18 protein-coding genes are annotated in these 22,281 nt (G+C 67.5%); 7 read left to right on the top strand and 11 right to left on the bottom strand.

The window, feature by feature from the left end; all coding sequences use genetic code 11:
• Window positions 1-21: 21 nt before the first annotated feature.
• Window positions 22-1,554, bottom strand: coding sequence for a sigma-54 interaction domain-containing protein (locus tag FFI87_RS17450; RefSeq protein WP_138849694.1), 1,533 nt, complete (start codon window positions 1,552-1,554; stop codon window positions 22-24).
• A gap of 326 nt (window positions 1,555-1,880) precedes the next feature.
• Here FFI87_RS17450 and FFI87_RS17440 point away from each other — a divergent pair, with 326 nt between their 5' ends.
• Together FFI87_RS17440 and FFI87_RS17435 are read left to right on the top strand one after the other, a co-directional pair.
• Window positions 1,881-3,284, top strand: a complete 1,404-nt coding sequence (locus FFI87_RS17440; RefSeq protein WP_011659798.1) for a GntP family permease — start codon at window positions 1,881-1,883, stop codon at window positions 3,282-3,284.
• Between the two features lie 255 nt (window positions 3,285-3,539).
• A complete protein-coding gene (locus FFI87_RS17435; protein WP_012367060.1) occupies window positions 3,540-3,791 on the top strand; it encodes a DUF4148 domain-containing protein in 252 nt (83 codons plus the stop codon).
• A gap of 47 nt (window positions 3,792-3,838) precedes the next feature.
• On the opposite strand, the gene FFI87_RS17430 is transcribed toward FFI87_RS17435, so the two are convergent.
• Together FFI87_RS17430 and FFI87_RS17425 are read right to left on the bottom strand one after the other, a co-directional pair.
• A complete protein-coding gene (locus FFI87_RS17430) occupies window positions 3,839-5,443 on the bottom strand; it encodes a thioredoxin family protein (RefSeq protein ID WP_138849695.1) in 1,605 nt (534 codons plus the stop codon).
• Window positions 5,444-5,794: 351 nt separating this feature from the next.
• Entirely contained in the window at window positions 5,795-6,295 is a 501-nt protein-coding gene (locus tag FFI87_RS17425; RefSeq protein ID WP_138849696.1) for a GNAT family N-acetyltransferase, read from the bottom strand.
• A gap of 533 nt (window positions 6,296-6,828) precedes the next feature.
• Here FFI87_RS17425 and FFI87_RS17420 point away from each other — a divergent pair.
• From FFI87_RS17420 to FFI87_RS17405, 3 genes are all read left to right on the top strand, one after another.
• Complete coding sequence (locus FFI87_RS17420; RefSeq protein WP_012367063.1) at window positions 6,829-9,144, top strand: phosphocholine-specific phospholipase C; 2,316 nt, start codon at window positions 6,829-6,831, stop codon at window positions 9,142-9,144.
• A 238-nt stretch (window positions 9,145-9,382) separates the two neighbouring features.
• Window positions 9,383-9,652 carry a hypothetical protein gene (locus FFI87_RS17415; protein WP_006753639.1) on the top strand — a complete coding sequence of 90 codons (270 nt, stop codon included), beginning with the start codon at window positions 9,383-9,385 and terminating at the stop codon, window positions 9,650-9,652.
• A 163-nt stretch (window positions 9,653-9,815) separates the two neighbouring features.
• Window positions 9,816-10,808 carry a DedA family protein/thiosulfate sulfurtransferase GlpE gene (locus tag FFI87_RS17405; protein ID WP_012367064.1) on the top strand — a complete coding sequence of 331 codons (993 nt, stop codon included), beginning with the start codon at window positions 9,816-9,818 and terminating at the stop codon, window positions 10,806-10,808.
• A gap of 67 nt (window positions 10,809-10,875) precedes the next feature.
• Here the strand turns inward: FFI87_RS17405 and FFI87_RS17400 are convergent, their stop codons facing one another.
• The 7 genes from FFI87_RS17400 to FFI87_RS17370 all read right to left on the bottom strand — a co-directional run bounded on the left by FFI87_RS17400 (window position 10,876) and on the right by FFI87_RS17370 (window position 18,757).
• Window positions 10,876-12,348: an OprD family outer membrane porin gene (locus FFI87_RS17400; RefSeq protein WP_012367065.1), complete on the bottom strand. Its 1,473-nt coding sequence runs from the start codon at window positions 12,346-12,348 to the stop codon at window positions 10,876-10,878.
• A 160-nt stretch (window positions 12,349-12,508) separates the two neighbouring features.
• Window positions 12,509-13,531 (bottom strand): ABC transporter ATP-binding protein, encoded by a 1,023-nt coding sequence (locus FFI87_RS17395; protein ID WP_138849698.1) that lies wholly within the window; start codon window positions 13,529-13,531, stop codon window positions 12,509-12,511.
• Window positions 13,528-14,520, bottom strand: a complete 993-nt coding sequence (locus tag FFI87_RS17390; protein ID WP_138849699.1) for an ABC transporter ATP-binding protein — start codon at window positions 14,518-14,520, stop codon at window positions 13,528-13,530. The genes FFI87_RS17395 and FFI87_RS17390 overlap by 4 nt, the downstream gene beginning before the upstream one ends.
• A gap of 1 nt (window position 14,521) precedes the next feature.
• Entirely contained in the window at window positions 14,522-15,424 is a 903-nt protein-coding gene (locus tag FFI87_RS17385; protein ID WP_138849700.1) for an ABC transporter permease, read from the bottom strand.
• Between the two features lie 13 nt (window positions 15,425-15,437).
• The gene (locus FFI87_RS17380) at window positions 15,438-16,376 is read right to left on the bottom strand and encodes an ABC transporter permease subunit (protein ID WP_011659808.1); all 939 of its coding nucleotides are present in this window, start codon (window positions 16,374-16,376) and stop codon (window positions 15,438-15,440) included.
• Between the two features lie 11 nt (window positions 16,377-16,387).
• Entirely contained in the window at window positions 16,388-18,001 is a 1,614-nt protein-coding gene (locus FFI87_RS17375) for a peptide ABC transporter substrate-binding protein (RefSeq protein ID WP_012367069.1), read from the bottom strand.
• Between the two features lie 177 nt (window positions 18,002-18,178).
• Window positions 18,179-18,757, bottom strand: a complete 579-nt coding sequence (locus FFI87_RS17370) for a cupin domain-containing protein (protein WP_006753630.1) — start codon at window positions 18,755-18,757, stop codon at window positions 18,179-18,181.
• A gap of 498 nt (window positions 18,758-19,255) precedes the next feature.
• Here FFI87_RS17370 and FFI87_RS17360 point away from each other — a divergent pair, with 498 nt between their 5' ends.
• Both FFI87_RS17360 and FFI87_RS17355 read left to right on the top strand, forming a co-directional pair.
• Window positions 19,256-20,779: a peptide MFS transporter gene (locus FFI87_RS17360; RefSeq protein WP_041490113.1), complete on the top strand. Its 1,524-nt coding sequence runs from the start codon at window positions 19,256-19,258 to the stop codon at window positions 20,777-20,779.
• 120 nt (window positions 20,780-20,899) lie between these two features.
• Window positions 20,900-21,106, top strand: a complete 207-nt coding sequence (locus tag FFI87_RS17355) for a hypothetical protein (protein WP_138849701.1) — start codon at window positions 20,900-20,902, stop codon at window positions 21,104-21,106.
• Between the two features lie 52 nt (window positions 21,107-21,158).
• Here FFI87_RS17355 and FFI87_RS17350 read toward each other — a convergent pair whose 3' ends face one another.
• Window positions 21,159-22,280, bottom strand: a complete 1,122-nt coding sequence (locus FFI87_RS17350; protein ID WP_138849702.1) for an OpgC domain-containing protein — start codon at window positions 22,278-22,280, stop codon at window positions 21,159-21,161.
• Window position 22,281 lies beyond the last annotated feature (1 nt).

Raw genomic sequence — 22,281 nt, 5'->3', positions numbered from 1 at the left:
CGTTGTCTCCTGTCGGGCACTTCACCGGTGCCGCTCATCATGTCCGCGCGCATCCGCCGCCGCGTGCCATCGGTCGATTCCCAGCGCCGCCAGTTTCTTGTAGAGCGTCGCCCGACCGATGCCGATCCGCGCGGCCGCTTCCACCACCTTGCCGTCGCAAGCGGCCAGCGCATCGATCAGGAACTGGCGCTCCCACGCGGCCAATGCATCGGTATACGAAACGACCGGCGCACCGGGCGAAGCCGATGCGTCGCCGGTATCCCGGCCGGCCGGCGACGGGGCAACCCGCGTGCCCGCCGGCGCACTGTCGGGCGCCACGCGCACCGGCCCGAGGAACGGCGCGAGCGCACGCGCGTCGATCACCGAGCGATCCGACAGCATCAGCGCACGCTCGAGCGTGTTGCGCAGCTCGCGCACATTGCCCGGCCACGGATACGCGCACAGCACCCGCAGCGCATCGTCGGTCAGTTCGCAGTGTGCGGCGCGGCCGTGCTGTGCGGCCAGTTCTTCCAGCGTCGCGTAGACGAGCGCCGCGATGTCGGACGCGCGCTCGCGCAGCGGCGGCGCGTGAATCGTCAACACGTTGAGCCGGTAATAGAGATCCGCGCGAAAGCGCCCGGCCTCGACCAGCGCGGGCAGGTCGGCCGATGTCGCGGCGATGATCCGCACATCCGCGCGCACGATCCGGTTCGAGCCGACCGGCTCGAACTCCTTGTCCTGCAACACACGCAGCAGCTTGCCTTGCAGCGGCAGCGGCATGTCGCCGATCTCGTCGAGAAAAAGCGTGCCGCGATCGGCCAGCTCGAACTTGCCGACGCGCCCTTTCCGATCGGCGCCGGTATACGCACCCGGCGCCGCGCCGAAGAATTCGGTTTCGAGCAGCGTGTCGGGAATCGCCGCGACGTTGACGGTCACGAGCGGCTGGAGCGCGCGCGCCGACGCCGCGTGGATCGCATGCGCGAGCAGTTCCTTGCCGGTGCCCGTCTCGCCGAGCAGCAGCACCGGCGAATCGACCTGCGCCGCGCGCCGCGCCTGCCGCTTGGTTTCGAGGCTCGCGGCGCTCGTGCCGACGAAGCTCGCGAACGTGTATTTCGCTCGGCGCGCCTGTGCGAGCGACCGCTGCGTCGCGATCAGCTGCTGCTGAAGCTGCGCGTAGCGGGAAAAGATCGGCGTGAGCGTCTTCAACTGGTCGAACAGCGCGAAGCCGATCGCGCCGACCGTCTCGCCCGCCTCGTTCTTCAACGGCAGGCGCGTGACGACGAGCGGCTCGCGGCCCGTCTCCATGATGTCGAGCAGGATGGGCTGTCCGCTCGACACGACCTCGCGCATCAGGCTGTTCGGAATCACCGCCTCGCAGTCGAGGCCGACCGCCTGCTGCGGATCGGCGAATCCGAAACGTGCCGCATAACGCTCGTTCATCCACACGACGCGCGCGTCGCGATCGACGACCACCGTGCCCGCACTCGAATCCTCGAACGTACGAAACAGCGACTCGGCGGCGCGCCGCAGCACGTCGCCGTAATTGACGGGCAGGCGGACCCAGTCGTTCATCATCGTGTCGTCGTCTCCGCATATGCTTGGCCGGATGTCTCCGGAACGAGACGAAGTATCTCATTTCAGAGATATGCCGGAATGCCTTGTCAGGGAAAGCCCTTGCCGATTCGACGGGTTGTCCGGACGGCCAGCTCGTCTCCGGATCGAGACGTTTTATGTAGAATCTTCAGACATTGGCCGGCGCGGGCCCGCCGGCCTGCGCCGGACCCATGTCCGGCGGCGCACTCCGGCCGATGGCACGAAACCTGCACGAACCCGTCCCGGTCTGCGGCGCGTCCCGCGATCGAACAACAACCAAAGCCATTCCAAGCAATTAGGAGACTCCCTTGTCTTTCGTGATCGTCCTCGCCGCGCTGGCGTTCCTGATGTTCGCCGCGTATCGCGGCTACAGCGTGATCCTGTTCGCGCCGATCGCCGCGCTCGGCGCGGTCCTGCTGACCGACCCCGCCGCCGTCGCACCGGTCTTCTCCGGCATCTTCATGGAGAAGATGGTCGGCTTCGTCAAACTCTATTTCCCGGTGTTCATGCTCGGTGCCGTGTTCGGCAAGGTGATCGAACTGTCCGGGTTCTCCGAGTCGATCGTCCATGCGGCGATCCGCTACATCGGCCGCTCGCGTGCGAACGCGGTGATCGTCGCGGTGTGCGCGCTGCTCACCTATGGCGGCGTGTCGCTGTTCGTCGTGGTGTTCGCGGTGTATCCGTTCGCGGCCGAACTCTATCGCCAGAGCAACATTCCGAAACGATTGATGCCCGGCGCGATCGCGCTCGGCGCGTTCTCTTTCACGATGGACTCGCTGCCGGGCACGCCGCAGATCCAGAACATCATCCCGACCACGTTCTTCAAGACGACTGCGTGGGCCGCGCCGGTGCTCGGCACGATCGGCTCGCTGTTCATCGTCGTCGTCGGCCTCACGTACCTGGAATGGCGCCGCCGTTCCGCGATGGCGAAGGGCGAAGGCTACGGCACGTCGCTCGTCAACGAACCGGAACGCGTCGAAGCGAAGTCGCTCCCGCATCCGGCGCTGGCGATCCTGCCGCTGATTCTCGTCGGCGTGTCGAACTTCGCGTTCACGAAGCTGATCCCGCAGTGGTACGGCGCCGCGTCGTACACGGTCGCGCCGGATGTGCTGCCCGGCGTGCACGCGCCGGTCACGACGTCGATCAAGACGGTCGTCGCGATCTGGTCGGTCGAGGCCGCGCTGCTGCTCGGTATCGTGCTGGTCATCCTGACCGCGTTCAAGCGCGTGAGCGGCCGCTTCGCGGACGGTTCGAAGGCCGCCGTCGCCGGCGCACTGCTCGCTGCGATGAACACCGCGTCGGAATACGGTTTCGGCGGCGTGATCGCCGCGCTGCCGGGCTTCCTCGTCGTCAGCGACGCGCTGAAGAGCATTCCGAACCCGCTCGTGAACGCGGCCGTATCGGTCAGCTCGCTCGCCGGCATCACCGGTTCGGCGTCGGGCGGCATGAGCATCGCGCTCGCCGCGATGTCGGACCTGTTCATCAAGGGCGCCCAGGCGGCCAACATTCCGCTGGACGTGCTGCACCGGGTCGTCGCGATGGCCAGCGGCGGCATGGACACGCTGCCGCACAACGGCGCGGTCATCACGCTGCTCGCGGTCACGGGCCTCACGCACCGCCAGTCGTATCGCGACATCTTTGCGGTCACCATCATCAAGACGCTCGCGGTGTTCTTCGTGATCGCCGTGTACTACACGACGGGCCTCGTGTAACGCTGTGCGTCGGGCGGCGTTCCGCACGCCGCCGCACCTCGGCCGGCCGCATCGACGCGGCCGGCACGCCTCGGCACCCGCCTCGCGCCGCCATCCGGCACCGTCGCTCCCGCTCCCATTGTTACCAACAGCAGAACACTGCGTTGGGAGCGATCGCATTTTTCCCGCGCGTCGCCGGGCCTACACTGCTTTCAACCGCAGCCGCTTCGTCGAACGAAGGCCGGCCGCCCCGTCGGAAACATGGAGGTCCCGATCATGAAGCGCCTGATTCATGCAGTTGCCATCGCCCTGGCCGTATCGGCCCCGCTCGCCGCGCACGCGCAGACGAACCCGCCGCTCACGCGCGCGCAGGTCCACGCCGAAGTGAAAGCGCTCAAGCAAGCCGGCTTCCAGCCGAGCGACTGGTTCTATCCGGCCAGCATCGTTTCCGCCGAAGCGAAGATCGCCCGCGAGCAGAGTGCCGGGTATGGCAGCGATCGCGGCGCGGCGTCGGAGTCGAGCCAGTAAGCGCGGCCTCCGCTTCCCCAACCCGCCCGACCGCACCGTTTCCGCCGTTACGCCTTCACCGGCTGAATCAATTTCGCACACGCCGCTGCCTGCGGGTCGCCCGCCGGCAGCTTCGCGCATACCCCATCGAACTGCTTCACGACCGACCTGACCGACGCATCGTGCGCGCCGCCGCCGCCGCGCCAGCGGTTCAGTTGCGTGACGACCTTGGTCAGCGCCCGCAGGTTCGCCCCATAAAACGCATCCCTGGTCTTCCCGGCCTGCGCGAGCACGCTCGCGGCTATGGCCTCGATCCGCGCCGAATCGTCCGGCGCCAGCGCGACCGCATTCGCGAAGTAGGTCGCACCCCAGCGCAGTTTCGTCGCCGGTCCGCTCGCCGAGTCGTACGCCTTCCGGTACCAGTCGAGCGCCGCGGCCTTGTCGCCGCGCGCCTTCGCATTCGCGGCCAGTCCGGACATGAAGTAGTACGGCGTCGCCGAACGCGGCAACTCGGCCTTCAGCAAGACATCGGATTCGTCGTACAGCCCCGCGTCGGTCAGCGTGTCCGCCGCTTCGCTGACGAGCGCCTGCCGCTCGTACGGATTCGCGGCACCCTGCACCGACGCCGAGATCTGCTTGCGTGCGGCATCGACCAGCGCCGGCGCCGGTGCGGGAAGCGGCACGCCATCGTGCGCGTCGCCGCGCGCGAGCAGCACGCGGCCGTGCAGCGCCATCAGGCGGTCGATCGACGACAGTGTCGTGTCGGTCGACAGGCGCGCGAGCGCCGTGTCGTACGCGCCGCGCAGCTTCGCGCGCTGCGCGGCATCGCCGCCGAGGTAGGCGACCACGCGCGCGGGCGCCGCGACGAGCACATCCGAATCGGCCCGCGCCAGCGCCGGCTCGCGCAACACCGCGCGCAGCGCGTCGGCGAGCGCGGCCTTGTCGAGCGCGCCGGCCTGCGCGGGATCGTCCGCGGCCGCGACCACCGCCGATTTCAGCGCGAACCGCGCGGCGTCCGCCTTCGCGCCGGCTGCCCGCGCACGCTGCGACAGCGTCTGCAGCGTCACCGCGACCCGATCGGGCGGCACCGGCAGCGCACCGTCGGTGTCCCATGAATAGTCGGCGAGCAGATGCCATTCGTCCGGCGTCAGCGACGCACCGTTGTTCAGCGCGGTCGCGAGCGTCTGCCGCACCGGGTGCGCGGCCGTCATCCCGAGCGACAGCGCCTGCATGTAGCGCTCGAGATCGGCTTCGCCCGGCAGCCGCGTCACTTCGGTGCCGTCCGGGCGGAACAGGATCATCGTCGGATAGCCGTGCACCTTGAAGCGCTCGCCGAGCTTCTGTGCGCTTTCGGTGTCGCCGTCCAGATACACCGGCACGAAGAACGACGAGCGGGTCTTGAACGCCTGCTGGCTGAAGATCGTCGACTTAACCTGGTTGCACGATGGGCACCACACCGCGCCCCAGTACAGCAGCAGCGGTTTGCCGGTGCGCTTCGCCAGCGCGAACGCGGCATCGACGTCGCCTTGCTGCCACGCGATGCCGGGCGGCAGATGCGCGCCGTCGCCCGACGGACTCGACACGGCAGCGCCCTGCGGTGCGGGGTTGGCGAACGCCGCACCGGCGGCGGCGAACAGGCAGGCGGCAGTCAGGTTGCGGAGAACGGTTTTCATCGAGGCGGGTTCCGTTGAAAGAGACGGTTGCAGGAAGCGGCGTCGCGCGACGGTCGGAGGCGGCACGTCAGCGACGATCGGCCCATGCGCGCGAAGCGGCGAGGCGAAAACACGACGAAACGGCGAAACGACGAAGGGCATCGACGGATGACACCGTGCATGTCGCAACCGGCCGTGCGCGTCGTGCAGGCATCGACGCAAAAAGCCGCGATCGGCAAATCGCTCGACGATACGATTCACACGGCCGGTTGAAAACGAACGAATTCTCGAATGGATATGACATGGGGCATCGCCGACGTGCGCTCACGCGTTGCGGGCGCAACGATGCACCGCGCTGCGTGCACGCCTCCATCACTGCCGCTCCTTGATCCGCGCCATCTGATACACCGACGCATACGCGCCGTCGCGCAGCGCGTAGTCCGGCGCCTCTCCCTCGATCCGGAAACCGTGCTTCTCATACAGCGCGATAGCTGCCGGGTTGTCGACGAATACGGTCAATTCAAGCCGCGTGACGTTGAGCCAGCTTTCGGCGAGTTCGATGGCGGCGGCCAGGAGCCGGCCGCCGATGCCGCGACCATGATGCGACGCATCGACCATCATCCCGAGCGACGCCGCATGACGCCGGCGCGGGTTCTGCTCCGGATGCAGCGCGAGATGGCCGACCACCGCGCCGTCGAGTTCGGCGACGAGGCTCACGCCCTGTTCGTGCAGGCGGTCGAGTCGCTGCTGCCATTTCTCGTGCGACGGAAACGGTTGCTGGAGCGTGTTCATGTACACCGCGGGGTGCGCGACGATTCGCCGGATCGCGTCGACGTCGTGCGTCTCGCTGTGCCGGATCGTGATATCGGTCATGACTGGGTTGAGTCGAAAGTATCGGGCCGGGGCACGTTGCCGCGCGAACGCAACAACGCATCGAGCTTATCCGATTTCACACGAATGAAACATGATCACAGCGCAACGCGATTCCGTTGCACGCACAACCACACCACATCGCTCCAACCTAACGAAATCGGTAATTTATGACCGCTCCAGCCCACAGGAATCGGTAATTTCAGACCGCCACTCCGGCATCTTCGCGGCGCGTCACCGATTAGTTGCGCTCGCAACCTCACCACCATCGGCACCGCACGTCATCGCGTGTCATCCGCGCATCACGTCGACGTCATCTGCGCTCCCTAGACTGGGCGCCGCCCCGCCCGGCACTCGCCGGGCACGCGTGGGCCGAGATCCTGCCCCGCGCATCACGAGCGTGCGGTGCGCAGGATCGCGACAACGGCCGACGCGCCGAAACGCGCACGCATCACCAGCCGTCCCGGAAGGGGGACGACGCACGGGCGCAACAGACGAAGTCACGAACGCTCCCATCATCACAGGATCAGAACGCCATGACGTCACGCCGCAAATTTCTTCAGCAAACCGCAACTTCCGGCCTCGCCGCCGCCGCGCTGTCCGCGTTTCCGCCGAGCATCCGCCGCGCGCTCGCGATTCCCGCGTTTCACGAAACGGGGACCATCAAGGACGTCAAGCACGTCGTGCTGCTGATGATGGAGAACCGCGGGTTCGACGGCTACTTCGGCACCTTCAAGGGCGTGCGCGGTTACGGCGACCGCTTCGCGGTGCCGTCGCCGAACGGCCGCGACGTATTCCACCAGACCTACACGAAAGCGACGCCCGCGACGACCATCACGCCGTACCACCTCGATGCGCGCCAGGGCAACGCGCAACGCGCGGGCGGCACGCCGCACACGTGGGCCGACTCGCAGGCCGCGTGGGACCATGGCCGGATGAACCGCTGGCCGGACGCGAAAACACCGCTGTCGATGGGCTATTACGACGCGGCCGAAGTGCCGTTCCAGCGGGCGCTCGCCGACGCGTTCACGCTGTGCGACCACTACCATTGCGGGATGCACACGGGCACGATCGCGAACCGGCTGTTCTACTGGAGCGGCACCAACGGCCCGAACGGCATCAGCCCGGCCGACGGCAGCCGCGTGAAGCTCGCCGCGCTGAACAACCAGTTCAACGGCGGCAACGACATCGGCCCGTCGAGTCAGGGCTGGACGTGGACGACCTACGCGGACCGGCTGCAGCAGGCCGGCGTGAACTGGAAGGTCTACCAGAGCCTGATCGACAACTTCGGCTGCAACGAGATGATGAGCTTTCGCCACTGGCGCGCGGCCATCGAGCAGATGCCCCCCGCACGCCGGCCCGCGTACGTCGCGTCGACGGACATCACGCAGCCGGTAACGGCGGCCGGCGCGTTCTACGATCCGGCGATCGACGATCCGTTGAGCCCGCTCGCGAAGGGTTTTGGCAACACGATGCCGTACGGCTTCCTCGAAACGTTCCGTGACGACATCCGCAACGGCACGCTGCCCGAGGTGTCGTGGATCATCCCGCCGTCCGTGTACAGCGAACATCCGGGGCCGTCGAGCCCCGCGCAAGGCGCGTGGTACGTGCAGGCGGTGCTCGACGCGCTGACCGCGAACCCGGAGGTATGGAGCAAGACCGTGCTGCTGATCAACTACGACGAGAACGACGGCTTCTTCGACCACATGCCGTCGCCGGCCGTGCCGTCGCGCAACGCGGACGGCTCGCTCGCGGGCGGCCATACGCTCGCGGCCGCCGACGTCGCCGTCGAGTATCACGACTTCGCGCCGGCCACGTCGAGCCAGCCGGCGGCCGACGGCCGTCCGTACGGGCCGGGCCCGCGCGTGCCGATGTGGGTCGTGTCGCCGTGGAGCCGCGGCGGCTGGGTCAATTCGCAGGTGTTCGACCATACGTCGACGCTGCTTTTCCTCGAGAAGCGCTTCGGCGTGGTCGAGCCGCAGATCAGCGCGTATCGCCGCGCGGTGTGCGGCGACCTGACGAGCGCGTTCAACTTCCGCACGCCGAACAATGAACCGCTGCCGACGCTCGCGGGCCGCACGACGAAAAGCCAGGTCGACGCACTGAGCGCCGCGCAGCAGGCCGCGCCGAAGATCACGCCGCCGGCCACGCCGTCGCTGCCCCCGCAGGCCACCGGCGTGCGCCCGTCGCGCGCGCTGCCGTACGAGCTGCATGCGAGCGCGCAGGTCGATGCCGGCAAGGGCACCGTCACGCTGAAGTTCGCGAACACCGGCCGCGCGGCGGCGGTGTTCCACGTCTACGACAAGCTGCACCTCGACCGCGTGCCGCGCCGCTACGTCGTCGAGCCGGGCAAGGCGTTGCGCGGCGACTGGGCGGCGCTGGCCGACGACAGCGGCAAATACGACCTGTGGGTGCTCGGCCCGAACGGCTATCACCGCCGCTTCACCGGCGACCTGGCCCGGCTGGCCGGCTGGCGGGCGGCGCACCCGGAGATCCGGGTCGGCTATGCGGGCGCGAGCGGCAACCTGCATCTGCGGCTGCGCAACGACGGCGGCAGCCCCGTGCGCTTCACGGTGAAGTCGAACGAGGTGTACGGCGCGCTGTCCGGCCGCGGCGCGAACGACGATCACGGCCACGGCAACGACAACCGCACCGGCACGACGTGGACCGTCACGGTGCACGCCGGCGGCCAGTCGGAACTGCACTGGAAGCTCGACTCGACCGGCCACTGGTACGACTTCGTCGTCACCGCCGACAGCGACGCGAGCTTCTCGCGCCGCGTGGCCGGCCGCGTCGAAACGGGCCGCCACTCGGTCAGCGACCCGGCGATGGGGCTCGCCGACCGCTTCTGACAGCTGCCGCGCCCGCCCGGCCCGATTCCCGGCCGGACGCCGGGCGCGGCGCGCCCCGATCCGGCTGAAACGCCCGCCCGGCGGGGCTCAAACGTCAGAAGGATGGGTGGTACAACCCTCTTTTCGAGCCCACGAAAATGCTCCGTGTTGCGGCCCGTTCGCGTTAAACTTCGTCAAGCTGCATTCAACAACGACATCTTCGCCAATCTGGCACACACACGACACGAGGATAGGTTCGATGCGCACTACCGGCTCATCCGGGGCAATGACCCTGCTCACCGAACACGACCCGGCCGACGGCCGCGAACTCCGCTCGCTCAGGCTCGAATCGACCAGCGACGGCAAGAGCGTGCTGCTGATCGAGATCGACGAACGCAAGCCCGGCATTCACCGCGAGGTCCGCTATGAGATCACGCCGGCCGAACTCATCGCGGCGATCCGCTCGCACGGCGCCGAGTTGCCCGGCGAAAACCACGGCGCCGCGTCGCTCGCCCGCACCCCTTCCTGAAGTCCGACGGTGAGCCGCGCGCAACGCATCGGCTCACCATTCTGCCCGCATCCCCCTGCCGCCGTCAGGCGCTTTCCGTCATTCCCCGACGCGCGGTTGAAAATGGCCGATAATCGGCCCATCTGTGCAGTCTCCCCACGCGCTTCCTTTTCGGCCAGCCGTCATGCTCCGTGACCTCGTCGCCCAATACGGGCCGCTTCTCGTGTTCACCAACGTACTCGCGGCGGCCATCGGCCTGCCCGTGCCGGCGATGCCGACGCTCGTGCTGTTCGGCGCGATGGCCGCGATGCATCCGGCGATGATCGGCTCGCAGCTCGTGACGGTGCTGGCGCTGTCGGTGCTCGGCGCGCTGATCGGCGACACCGTGTGGTACGTCGCCGGGCGGCGCTACGGCGGCACGACGCTGAAGACGATCTGCCGGCTGTCGCTGTCGCGCGATACCTGCGTGAAGAAGACCGAGCGTTTCTTCGGCCGCTACGGCGTGCGCGTGCTCGCGGTCGCCCGCTTCATTCCGGGGCTGTCGCTCGTGTCGGTGCCGATGGCCGGCGCGCTCGGCACGCGCTACCGCACGTTCGCCGGCTACGACGCGCTCGGCGCCGCGCTGTGGACGATCGTCGGGCTCGTCGCCGGGCTCGTGTTCTACCGGCAGATCGACTGGCTGTTCGCCGGCGCGGGCCGGCTCGGCCGTGCGGTGCTGCTGGTGATCGTCGCGCTGCTGGCGATCTATGCGGCGGTGCGCTGGATGCGCCGCCGCGCGCTGATCCGTCAGCTCGCGAGCGCGCGGATCGGCGTCGACGAACTCGACCGCCTGCTGGGCGACGCGTCGGCGCCCGTGGTGCTCGACGTGCGTTCGCCCGAGCATCGCAAGCTCGACCCGTTCACGATTCCCGGCGCGCAATTCGCGGACGAGCGGCGCATCGACGACATCGTCGCGCGCTATCCGCTCACGCAGAAGTTCGTCGTGTATTGCTCGTGCCCGAACGAAGTGACGGCCGCGCTGATGGCCAAGCGCCTGCTCGACGCAGGCTTCACCGATGCGCTGCCGCTGCGCGGCGGCCTCGATGCGTGGCGCGACACCGGCCGCCAGCTCACGTCGCTGGTGGAAGAGGTCCCGGCCGCGAACGATCCGGTGGCGGGTTTGCACAAGCCGGCCTGATCGAACTGACGGCAGGCCGGCCGCGCAAGACGGGAAATACCGCGGGGGACGTTGCATCCCCCTTCGCTCAGAACGCGTGCAGCGGCACGTTCACGACCAGGCGATACTCGCGGTTCGTCGCGTCCGAGTAGTGCGCGGAACCGTTGTGCCACATCGCGATGAACGTGACCTTCGTGTCCTTCAGCTTGCCGCTCTGGAACGTGTACGACGGGATGAAGCCGAACTCGTGGTGACGGCCCTGCACCGGCGCGCCGTTGGCCCAGTAGATGCTCGACTTGCTCGGATCGTTCGCCGCACCCGCGCTGCCGTCCGCACCCCAGCCCGTCACGCCCCACACCATCGCCTTGAAGCCCGGCAGGCCCGCTTCCTTGCCGTAGAACGTGTAACGCAGCTGCAGCGACTTTTCGTGCGGCGCGTTGTAGTCGACGTCCATCGAGTTGGTCAGGAAGATGCCGTTGGTTTCGTTCAGGTAGTCGAAGAACTGATCGCCGAGCACCTGCTGGAAGCCGAGCAGCAGCTCGTGCGGGCCGTGCTGAGCGGCCAGCGACAGGCTGTATGCGTTGTTGTCGATCTTGCCCTGCAGCGCGTCGCCGGTGTCGTGCGTCGAGTATACGTTGCCGAAGCCCGTCCACTTGATCGTCTGCGTGCTGCCGATGCTGTGCTTCACCGACGCGTAGTACTGGTGCCACACGTCGTCGGCCTGGTTCGCGTACAGCGCGACTTCGCCGTTCGGCGAGTAGTCCCACGTGCCGCCGACGTACGTCAGGCGGTTGATGCGCGTGCCGCCGTATTGCGTCGTCAGGTTGGTGAGCGTCGTGTGACCGCGTGCGTCGGTCTTCGTGAAACTGCCGGCCTCGAGCATCACGTTCTTGAATTCGTTGCTGACGATCGTCGCGCCGAGGAACGTCGGCGGCAGCGCGCGGTTGTCGTGCTGCTCCATGAACGGGTTGTCGACGGCCTGCAGACCGTACTTGACCACCGTGTTCGAGATGCGCGCCTTGATGTCGTAGATGCCCGGGTACGCCCACGCGAGCTGGTTGCCGCCACCGCCGCCCTTCGCGATGTGCACCATGCTGCCGGCGCCCTGGCCGCCGTCGAGCTTCAGCGCCGCATACAGCGACGCATCGAAACCGATACCGATCAAGCCCGTCGTAAAGCCCGACTCGAAGTTCGCCATCGCGCCCTGCACCCACGCGTGGCGGTGCGGGCCGCCCTTGCTGTCGAGCACGTCGGAATAGTTGCGGAACAGGAAGTCGAGATGGCTGTCGGCAATGAAGCCCTTCGACTTCGACTGGGCCGACGGCTCGTCCGGCGGCGTGACGGCCTGCGTCGCTTCGGCGTTGATCACGGCGTTCGGGGTCGTTGCCTGCGCAACGGTCGAGCTCGCGCCGGCCGCCGGCGCGGCCTGCGCGACCGTCAGCGGTGCGGGGGCCGCGTCGTCGGCGTGCGCGACGCCGGTCAGCGACACGCCCGCGAGCGCCGGCAAGCCCCATGCAAGCAGCATCTTCGATGCCGTCCCGATCGTCTTTTGCTTTTTCATCGTCATTCTCGTCTTGTGTTGATGTCGTCCACGCCGGTTGCGATCCGCTTCCAGCCCCCCGGCGAGCCCGGTTAAGGACGCGCCTTTACCCGCGGCGCGAAGGTCGTTCGCGCCGCACCCTACCCCTGTTGACCTGCCTGGTTATGTTTGCTGCGTCACTTCACGCCGCCACGCCCGCCCGGATGCACGCGACACGCGCCGCCGAGCCGTGCCGCACTTCCGGCAGCGGCACGTCCTGCGCGCACGCGTCGATCGCGACCGGGCAGCGCGTGCGAAACGCGCAGCCGGACGGCGGGTTGAGCGGCGACGGCATCTCGCCCGCCAGCAGCATCGGACGGCGAGCACGCTCGCGCGCCGGCTCCGGCGTCGGCGCCGCATCGAGCAGCGCCTTCGTGTACGGGTGCTGCGGCACGCCATACACGTCATGCCGCGTGCCGAACTCCATCACGCGGCCGAGATACATCACGAGCACGCGCTGGCTGATGGCCTTCACCACCGCCAGATCGTGCGCGACGAACAGATAGGACAACGACAGGTCGCGCTGCAGATCGCGCAGCAGGTTCACGATCTGCGCCTGGATCGACACGTCGAGCGCCGAGACGGGTTCGTCGCAGATCACGAGCTTCGGCTCGCTGATCAGCGCACGCGCAATCCCGACGCGCTGGCACTGCCCGCCGGAAAATTCGTGGGGATAGCGCAGCAGATGATGCGCATTCAGGCCGACGCGCTCGAGCATCGTGATCACGCGGCGGCGCACTTCGGTGCGGCCGAGGCCCGTGTGGTGCGTGACGAGCGGCTCCGCGACGATCTGCTCGATCGTCATGCGCGGATCGAGCGACGCGAGCGGATCCTGGAAGATCATCTGCACTTCGCGGCGCATCGCGGTGCCGCGCAGGTGATCGGGCGCGACGGCATCGCCACGCCAGCGCACCGTGCCGGCTGTCATCGGCACGAGGCCGATCAGCGCGCGCGCGAGTGTCGACTTCCCGCAGCCCGACTCGCCGACGAGCCCGACCGTCTCGCCGCGCTTCACGTCGAACGACACGCCGTCGACCGCGCGCAGCGTGCCCTTCGGCGACCACGGATAGCCGCCGAGCGGCACGCGGAAATGCACCTTCAGATCCTCGACGGACAGCAGCGTGTCGCCCGTCGCGCCGGCATTGCGGCGTGCTTCGACGCTCATCGCAGACCTCCCGTCAGATCGGCCAGCGGCCGGTGGCATGCGCGCACCGCGCCCGCCGCGCCATAGGTTTCGAGCACGGGGCGCGCCGCACCGCAGCGTTCCTCCGCATACGTGCAGCGTTTCGCGAACGCGCAGCCGGCCGGCGCGGTGCCGGGCATCGGCGGATTGCCGGGAATCGCGACGAGCGGCGCATCGTCCGCGTCGGTCAGGCGCGGCAGCGCGTTGAGCAGCCCGATCGTGTACGGATGCGACGGCGCCACGAAGATCGAATCGGCCGGCGCGTATTCGACGGTGCGGCCCGCATACATGACCATCACGTCGTCCGCGAGGCCCGCGACCACGCCCATGTCGTGGGTGATCAGCACGATCGCGGTGCCGCGCTCGCGGTTCAGCTCGCGCAGCAGGTCGATGATCTGCGCTTGCACGGTCACGTCGAGCGCGGTGGTCGGCTCGTCGGCGATCAGGATTTCCGGCTCGGACAGCAGCGCCATCGCGATCATCACGCGCTGCCGCATGCCGCCGGAGAACTCGTGCGGATACATGCGAATGCGGCGTGCCGCATCGGGAATGCGCACCGACTCGAGCGCCTCGATCGCGCGCCGGGTCGCGTCCTTGCGCGACAGCTTGCGATGCAGCTGCAGCGTCTCGGTCATCTGCCGCTCGATCGTCAGGAACGGATTGAGCGACGTCATCGGATCCTGGAAGATCATCGCGATGCGGTCGCCGCGCACCGCGTTCAGCGCGCGCGTATCCATCTCGAGCAGGTTGTCGCCGCGATAGCGCGCGGTGCCCGTCGTCGTGCCGTTGCCGGCCAGCAGGCCGAGCAGCGCCATCACGGTCTGGCTCTTGCCCGAGCCCGATTCGCCGACGATGCCGAGCGTCTTGCCGGCCTCGAGCGAGAACGACACGCCGCTCACGGCGTCGACGGGCGGTGCATCCTTGCGCGTGAAGCGCACGCCGAGGTTGTCGACTTCAAGTAGTGCTGCCATTTCAGCGATCCTTCGGGTCGAGCGCGTCACGCAGGCCGTCGCCAACGAAGTTCACGCAGTAAAGCGTCACGCACAGCATGACGGCCGGCGCCAGCAGGAGCCACGGCATCGATTCCAGTTTCTGCGCGCCGTCCTGGATCAGCACGCCCCAGCTCGTCATCGGTTCCTGCACGCCGAGGCCGAGGAACGACAGCACCGATTCGGTCAGCACGATGTTCGGCACCGAGACCGTCGCGTACACGACGACCACGCCGAGCAGGTTCGGCACGATGTGACGCCGCACGATCGATGCCGGCGACACGCCGATCGCGCGCGCCGCATCGACGAACTCGCGGTTGCGCAGCGACAGCGTCTGGCCGCGCACGACGCGCGCCATGTCGATCCACGAGAACGCGCTGATGGTCAGCACGACCAGCATGAACGAGCGGCCGAACAGGGTCATCATCAGGATCGCGATCAGCAGGTACGGGATCGCGTACATCATGTCGACGATGCGCATCATCACGGAGTCGACCCGGCCGCCCGCGAAGCCGGCGGTCGCGCCCCACGCGACGCCGAACAGGCCGGACACCAGCGTGCCGAGCAGGCCGACCTCGATCGACACGCGCCCGCCGATCAGCGTGCGCACGAGCAGGTCGCGGCCGAGTTCGTCGGTGCCGAACCAGTGCTGGTTGGCGAGCGTCGGCGGCAGGCTGATCGACGCCCAGTCGCTCGCTGCGGGATCAGCGGCGAGCAGCCACGGGCCGGCGAAGCACGCGAGCGTGATCAGCGCGAGCAGCACGAGGCTGAACAGGGCCGCGCGGTTGTGAAGGAAGCGCGCGAACGCGAGCGCGAGCGGCGAGCGCGAACGCGGCGGCGAGTCGGTCTGCACGGGCAGACTGACGACGGGAGTAGTCGGGGTCATCGCAGTGCCTCGCTCAATAACGGATGCGCGGATCGAGCCACGCGTACGCGAGGTCGACCAGCAGGTTGAACAGCACTGCAAACACGGTCGTCAGCACGACGAGGCCGAGCACCAGCGTGTAGTCGCGGTTGATCGCGCCGTTCACGACGAGCTGCCCGAGCCCCGGCAGCGCGAATACCGATTCGGTGACGACGGCCGCCGTGATCGACGTGATGCAGACCGTGCCGAACAGCGACACGACCGGCATCAGCGCGGGCTTGAGCGCGTGGCGCAGCACGATCGTCGAACCCGGCAGGCCCTTCGCGCGCGCGGTGCGGATGTAGTTGCTCGACAGCGTCTCGATCATCGAGCCGCGCATCACGCGCGCGAGCAACGACACGTTGATGAAGGTCAGCAGCACGATCGGCAGCAGCCGGTACTGCCAGCCGCCGTCGCCCCAGCCGCCGGCCGGCAGCCAGCCGTTGCCGGCCGACGTCTTCAGCAGGATCGCGAAGATCCATACCAGCACCGGGCCGAGCACGAACGGCGGCACGACGTTGCCGAAGTTGCCGAGCAGCATCACGAAGCGGTCGATCACGCTGTCGCGGCGCACGGCCGCGACGGTACCGAGCAGCACGCCGAACACGATCGAGACCGGGATCGACACGCCGCCCACGCCGAGACTCACGGGCAGCGCCTTCTTCACGAGATCGTTCACCGACCAGTCGACGTAGCGGAACGACGGGCCGAGATCGCCGCGCAGCAGCGAACCGAGATACAGCAGGTACTGCTTCCACAGCGGCTCGTCGAGGTGATACTTCGCGTTCAGGTTCGCGAGCGTCGCCACGGACAGCTGCTTCTCCGTATCGAACGGGCCGCCGGGCGTGAAATGCAGCAGCAGGTAGCAGACGGTGATGACGGCGAGAATCGTCGGCACCGCCCACAACGTGCGTCTCAATGCGTAGGCCAGCATGATCGCTCCGCTCAGTGCTTGATCAGGTACATGTCCTGCGACGCACGCATGTCGATCACGTTCTTCAGCGAGTAGCCGCCCACGTAGGGCTTCACGAGACGGTCGGCCGAGTACTGGAACAGCGGCAGCATCGGCGTGTCGTTCATCGCCGTGTCGTGCGCCTGCGTGAGCAGCGCGGTGCGCGCCTTGTCGTCGAGCTTCTGGTTGCCTTCGTCGACGAGCGAGTCCATCTGCTTGTTGCAGTAGCCGACGGTGTTCTGCGAGCTGCCGCAGCGGATCAGGTCGAAGAAGGTCATCGCGTCGTTGTAGTCGGCGAACCAGCCGTCGCGCGCGATCTGCACCTTGCCGTCATGCCGTTCCTTCATCAGCACCTTGAACTCGACGTTCTCGAGCTTCGTGTTGATGCCGAGCTTCGTGCGCCATTCCGATGCGGCGAACAGCGCGACCTTCTTGTGCAGGTCGTTGGTGTTGTACGTGAGCGTGAACGACAGCGGCTTCGCGTCCGAGTAGCCGGCCTGCTTGAGCAGGTCCTTCGCGGTCGCGACACGCTTGGCCATCGGCCACGACGCCCATTCCGGCGTGAACGGCTGCGCGCCCTTCGTGCCGTTCGGCATCAGGCCGTACATCGGCTTCTCGCCGGCCTGCGTGAGCTTCGACGTCAGCACGTCGCGATCGATCACCATCGACAGCGCCTGGCGCACGCGCTTGTCCTTGAGCGCCGCGTCGCTGTTGTTCAGGTAGTAGTAGTAGGTCGCGAGCTGCAGGCCCGGGCGCAGCTCGCCGCCGAACTGCTTGCTGACCTGCTGGAAGATGCCCGACGGGATCGAGTAGCTGTAGTCGATCTGGCCGGCCTGGTACATGCGCATCGCGGTTTCGTCGCTCTCGATCGGCAGGTACGTGACCTTGTTGATCACGACCTTCGACGCGTTCCAGTACTTCGCATCCTTCGTCGCCACGATGCGGTTGTTCGGCTGCCAGTCGACGAGCTGGTATGCGCCGTTGCTGACGATGTTGCCGGGGCGCGTCCATGCGTCGCCGAACTTCGCGACGGTGTCCTTGTTCACCGGTGCAAGCGGCGCCATCGCGGTCAGCTCGGGGAAGAACGCGACGGGCACGTCGGTCGTGACTTCGAGCGTGTACGGGTCGACCGCGCGCACGCCGAGCGTCGTCGGCGCGGCCTTGCCGGCGATGATGTCCTTCGAGTTCTTGATGAATTCGACGAGGATCGTGTACTTCGAGCCCGTCTTCGGATCGACGAGACGCTGCCACGAATAGACGAAATCGGCGGCCGTCACGGGCTGGCCGTTGCTCCACTTCGCATCGTGGCGCAGCTTGAAGATCCACGTCTGCGGCGTCTTGCGCTCCCACGACTGCGCGACGCCCGGCACGACCTGGCCGGCCGCGTCGATGCGGGCGAGCCCTTCGAACAGATCGAGGCCGATCGTGTTGCCCGTCCACGATTCGATGTGCGCCGGGTCGAGCGACTCGACTTCGGCGGGCACCTGGCGCGTCAGGTCCTGTTGGGGAGCGAGCGCGACGTTCGACGGAACGGTCACGGCGTGAGCGGCGGGCGTCGTCAGGGCGAGCGCGGCCAGCACGGCCGACATGGCATGCAAGGATTTCATCGTGGCGGTCTTGAGAAGGTTGTTCGGTGAGCGTCGCGCGGCGAATGCCGCGGTTACGCTTGAGACGCTGACGGGTGCAGCGATTGGGGAGGCCCGTGGTTCTCGTATTGCATCTTAGTATTCCTTACGTTTCTTTCGACAGGCATTCCGTCTCTGAAACGAAGGAATACCTGTGCGTTAGAACAGCCTCGGTGTACCGACCCAGACCACCACCGACTCGATCTTCGCGGTGTTGACCCAGCTGTGCGGGACCGTCGACTGATAGTGCGAGCTGTCGCCGGCCTGCAGGACGAACGTCTTGCCTTCCAGCGTCAGCGACACTTCCCCTTCAATCACATACAGGAATTCCTCTCCCGCATGCGTCGTTACTTCCGACCGTTTCTGCCCCGGCGGCAACCGCACGAGGATCGCCTCGAGCTGACGCCCTTCGGACACGTTCGTCAGCCTCGCGAACAAATTCGCCGAATCGGCGAATCCGAAGAAGCGCAACTGCTCGCCTCTGCAGACCGAGCGTTCCTCGCTCGGTGTGTCCACGAAGTACTGCACCGTCACGCCGAGCGCCTGTGCGATACCGGCCAGCGACGTCAGCGACGGCGACGCGAGCCCGCGCTCGACTTGAGACAGAAACGGCTTCGAAATACCCGCGGCGGTAGCGGTGTCGTCGAGCGTGCGCTTGAGTCGTTGGCGCAACGCGCGAATCTTGCTGCCCAGAGCGGCAGCGTCTGCCGATCGCGAGTTTTCAGTGGGGGAAACCATAGCAGGCCGAAAAGTGGTCGTCAAAAAATGTTTGATGGAAAGTAACTAAGTTAAATCGAGATGCCTTAATCTTCAGGTTCGCACACGTCTTCGGTGTCGAGCCCGGTGCACTAAACAGGGCACGAAGCGTGCGAAACGACGCGCTATCTTGCCAGACTCGCCGGCTTCACAGGCAAGCTGCAAGCGGCTCTCCGGGAATTTGCGGAGGACGGGCGCAGAGCTTACAAGTAAATGACGAGACAAATGTTCCTGAAAGCTGCTGCCATATTGGGAGTTTCCCTGAGTGGCGCGGACCCGACGCACCGGACCGGCAAACGTTACCATTCGCGCGCCGGTCGGGGCCGCGCGCCGCCTTGTCGGGCGGTGTCCGACCCCGGCCCGGGCTAACCCGCCCGACTGCTCCACCGCCGACGCAAAGCCTACCCGGCCACCGTGCTACGGCGCCAGTTCGACCCCAAGGCGACGCGCGATCCGCGCCGTCCGTTTGAAACGAGATTGATGATGCACGCACCTGTTTCACAAACCCGATCGTTTACGACGGTCTTCCTCATCGAAATGTGGGAGCGCTTCGGCTACTACGGCATGGCCGCGCTTCTGGTCCTCTTCATGGTCGACCGGCTCGGTTTCACCGACAGCCATGCGAACCTGACGTGGGGCGCGTTTACCGCGCTCGTCTACGCGTCGCCGTCGATCGGCGGCTGGATCGGCGACAAGGTGCTCGGCGCCCGTCGCACGATGATCATCGGCGCGGCCGTGCTGTGCGCCGGCTACCTGATGCTGGCGGTTCCGAACGACGCGCTGGCGTACATGTACGCATCGCTCGGCGTGATCGTCGTCGGCAACGGCCTGTTCAAGGCCAACGCGGCGAACCTCGTGCGCCGGATCTACGAAGGCGACGACGCGCGCATCGACAGCGCGTTCACGATCTACTACATGGCGGTCAACATCGGCTCGACCGTGTCGATGCTCGCGACGCCGTGGATCAAGGATCACTGGGGCTGGCACACCGCGTTCGCGGTCTGCTGCGGCGGCATGCTGCTCGCGATCCTGAACTTCATGCTGATGCACCGCACGCTCGCGCACATCGGCTCGCAGCCCGACGACGAACCGATCCGCTGGAAGCGCCTCGGCGGCGTTGCGGCAGGCGGCGTCGCGCTCGCGCTGATCACGCTGTACGTGCTGCAGCACAAGCAGCTCGCGGTCGCGAGCGTGTGGACGGCCGCGTTCGCGATCCTGGCGATCTTCGCGTACATGATCGCGAAGTCGGAGCGTTCGGAGCGCGCGGGCCTGATCGCGGCGCTGGTGCTGATCGGCCAGGTGATCCTGTTCTTCATCTTCTACGTGCAGATGTCGACGTCGCTGACGCTGTTCGCGCTGCGCAACGTCGATCCGCGCTTCATCCTGTTCGGCACGACGCTGTTCACGTGGAGCGCCGCGCAATTCCAGGCACTGAACCCGATCTGGATCATGATGCTGAGCCCGCTGCTCGTGTGGATCTACAACGCGTTCTCGAAGAGCGGCCGTGACCTGCCGGTCGCGGCGAAATACGCATTCGGCTTCGGCGCGGTGGCGGCCGGCTACCTGGTGTTCACGATCAGCGGCCGCTACGCGGTGGACGGTCGCGTGTCGTCGTGGTTCATGGTGTGGGGCTACGGCCTCTACTCGCTCGGCGAACTGCTGGTGAGCGGCCTCGGCCTCGCGATGATCGCCCGCTACGTGCCGGCGCGCATGAGCGGCTTCATGATGGGCGCGTATTTCGTCGCGACGGGCGTGTCGCAGTATCTGGGCAGCGTCGTCGCGAACTTCGCGCAGATGCCGTCGCACGACCTGCCGGCCACCGAATCGCTGCCGCTCTATCTTTCGCTGTTCGAGAAGCTCGGCTGGCTCGCCGCGATCGGCATGCTGCTGGCGCTGCTGCTGCTGCCGATGATGAACCGCCTGTCGCGCCAGCATCAGCGCTGCACGGACGAGCGCCGCGAGGAAGAAGCGGTGCAGGCGCAGGCGATGGCCTCGGCTCAGTAAGTACTATCCCTCGGCGTGCGGCATGCACGCCACATTCTCCCGCCGGCACGGCCAGCACGTCCTACACTGGTTGCAACGGCGCAACCGTTCCATCGCGGTGCGCACTGGCGGGAGAAGATCATGAAAAGCAAAACGACTCGGCTCTTGAGGATACTGTCGGATATCCGGCATGCGCAGCGCTGCACCACACTGCGCGCGGCCCGGGCCGCGGCCGAAGCCGACGCGGTGCTCGCGCAGCAGGACGATCCGAAGTCCGACGAACGCGACGACACCGAATCCGACGACGCGACGGCGGCGCCCCGCTCCCGCATCGGCTCACCTCACTGAGCGTACCGACGCCGCGCGGGCTCCTTGCGCCGCCTGCGCGCTCCCGCGCCGCTCATGCGGCCGCGCCGCGCCAGCGCGCGAACCACGATCCCGATCCGGCCACGGCCATCATCAGCCCGACCGCGCACGCGTCGGCCGCGAGGCCCACGCCGATATGCCGCAGCTCGGCGCCGTTCGCGACCGGATGCAGCAGCGAATCGATGACGAGCGAGATCGCCGCGCCCGCGACGAAGCAGATCAGGCCGCGCCGGCCGACCGCGACGACGGGCTGCACGGCGTGCGCAATGCGCGCGATCCAGCCGTAGCGCACGCAGTCGGCCATCAGCCATGCGAGCGCCGCGAAGCTCACGATGCGCGGCAGCGCGAGATCGCGCTTGAGCACGCCTTCCGGCACCGGCAGCCCCGAGAACAGCTTGTAGCTCGCGCAGCCGAGCACGATCGCACACGCGACGCCGGTCGCCGCGGCGCTCCACCGCCCGAGCGCGACGTGCCGGTAGAACGGCTGGCGGCGCGCAAGCACGCCGCCGACGAACATCAGCTGCCACGCGAACGGGTTGAAGCTCCAGCGGAACGAATCGGTGTCCAGCAGTTCGGGGCCGAGCCAGCCGGCCGCGAGCCACGACGCCGCGCTGAACGCGACGAGCAGCCACGGGTGGCGGCGCGCGAACGGCACGACGACCGGCGACGCGAGCGCGAACAGTACGTACATTGGCAGCACCGACGCGAGATACGGCTGGCGCTGGAACGTGAGCAGCTCGGCCGCGCCGGTGAGCGGCGACGCGAGCATCACGCTGACGTCGTCGAGCGCGAGGTTCGGCGCGTCGAGCCCGTAATGGTCGAGCACGGCGGACACGACGAGCATCAGCGTCGACGTCGCGAGAAACGCGCGATAGATCTGCATCGCGCGGTGCACGAACCGCCGCTGCGCGGCGCGCGCGCCGTGCCGGTCGGCGATCGCGCCGTAGGCGCTCGCGGTCGCGAAGCCGCCGAGGAACACGAACACCTCGGCCGCGTCGCACAGCGCGAACGCGTGGAGCGTCACGCGCGACAGCACGCTCGCACTGATGTGATCGACGACGATCATCAGCAGCACGATGCCGCGGAAGAAATCGACTTCGATCAGGCGGCCGCGCGCCGGCGCAGCCGCGGCGGCGGGCGGCATGCTCAGCGACATG

It is taken from the genome of Burkholderia sp. KBS0801 (assembly GCF_005937855.2).
In the GTDB taxonomy this organism is placed as follows: Bacteria; Pseudomonadota; Gammaproteobacteria; order Burkholderiales; family Burkholderiaceae; genus Burkholderia; species Burkholderia ambifaria.
Note: the sequence above shows the minus strand (reverse complement) of the source record. Positions and strands in the feature narration are given on the sequence as shown.

What these genes read in the sequence shown, in the direction of transcription:
- FFI87_RS17450 (WP_138849694.1), bottom strand. Translation starts at nt 1,554, where the DNA reads ATGATGAACGACTGGGTCCGCCTGCCCGTCAATTACGGCGACGTGCTG.
- FFI87_RS17435 (WP_012367060.1), top strand. Translation starts at nt 3,540, where the DNA reads ATGAAGCGCCTGATTCATGCAGTTGCCATCGCCCTGGCCGTATCGGCC.
- FFI87_RS17430 (WP_138849695.1), bottom strand. Translation starts at nt 5,443, where the DNA reads ATGAAAACCGTTCTCCGCAACCTGACTGCCGCCTGCCTGTTCGCCGCC.
- FFI87_RS17425 (WP_138849696.1), bottom strand. Translation starts at nt 6,295, where the DNA reads ATGACCGATATCACGATCCGGCACAGCGAGACGCACGACGTCGACGCG.
- FFI87_RS17420 (WP_012367063.1), top strand. Translation starts at nt 6,829, where the DNA reads ATGACGTCACGCCGCAAATTTCTTCAGCAAACCGCAACTTCCGGCCTC.
- FFI87_RS17415 (WP_006753639.1), top strand. Translation starts at nt 9,383, where the DNA reads ATGCGCACTACCGGCTCATCCGGGGCAATGACCCTGCTCACCGAACAC.
- FFI87_RS17405 (WP_012367064.1), top strand. Translation starts at nt 9,816, where the DNA reads ATGCTCCGTGACCTCGTCGCCCAATACGGGCCGCTTCTCGTGTTCACC.
- FFI87_RS17400 (WP_012367065.1), bottom strand. Translation starts at nt 12,348, where the DNA reads ATGAAAAAGCAAAAGACGATCGGGACGGCATCGAAGATGCTGCTTGCA.
- FFI87_RS17395 (WP_138849698.1), bottom strand. Translation starts at nt 13,531, where the DNA reads ATGAGCGTCGAAGCACGCCGCAATGCCGGCGCGACGGGCGACACGCTG.
- FFI87_RS17390 (WP_138849699.1), bottom strand. Translation starts at nt 14,520, where the DNA reads ATGGCAGCACTACTTGAAGTCGACAACCTCGGCGTGCGCTTCACGCGC.
- FFI87_RS17385 (WP_138849700.1), bottom strand. Translation starts at nt 15,424, where the DNA reads ATGACCCCGACTACTCCCGTCGTCAGTCTGCCCGTGCAGACCGACTCG.
- FFI87_RS17380 (WP_011659808.1), bottom strand. Translation starts at nt 16,376, where the DNA reads ATGCTGGCCTACGCATTGAGACGCACGTTGTGGGCGGTGCCGACGATT.
- FFI87_RS17375 (WP_012367069.1), bottom strand. Translation starts at nt 18,001, where the DNA reads ATGAAATCCTTGCATGCCATGTCGGCCGTGCTGGCCGCGCTCGCCCTG.
- FFI87_RS17370 (WP_006753630.1), bottom strand. Translation starts at nt 18,757, where the DNA reads ATGGTTTCCCCCACTGAAAACTCGCGATCGGCAGACGCTGCCGCTCTG.
- FFI87_RS17360 (WP_041490113.1), top strand. Translation starts at nt 19,256, where the DNA reads ATGATGCACGCACCTGTTTCACAAACCCGATCGTTTACGACGGTCTTC.
- FFI87_RS17355 (WP_138849701.1), top strand. Translation starts at nt 20,900, where the DNA reads ATGAAAAGCAAAACGACTCGGCTCTTGAGGATACTGTCGGATATCCGG.
- FFI87_RS17350 (WP_138849702.1), bottom strand. Translation starts at nt 22,280, where the DNA reads ATGTCGCTGAGCATGCCGCCCGCCGCCGCGGCTGCGCCGGCGCGCGGC.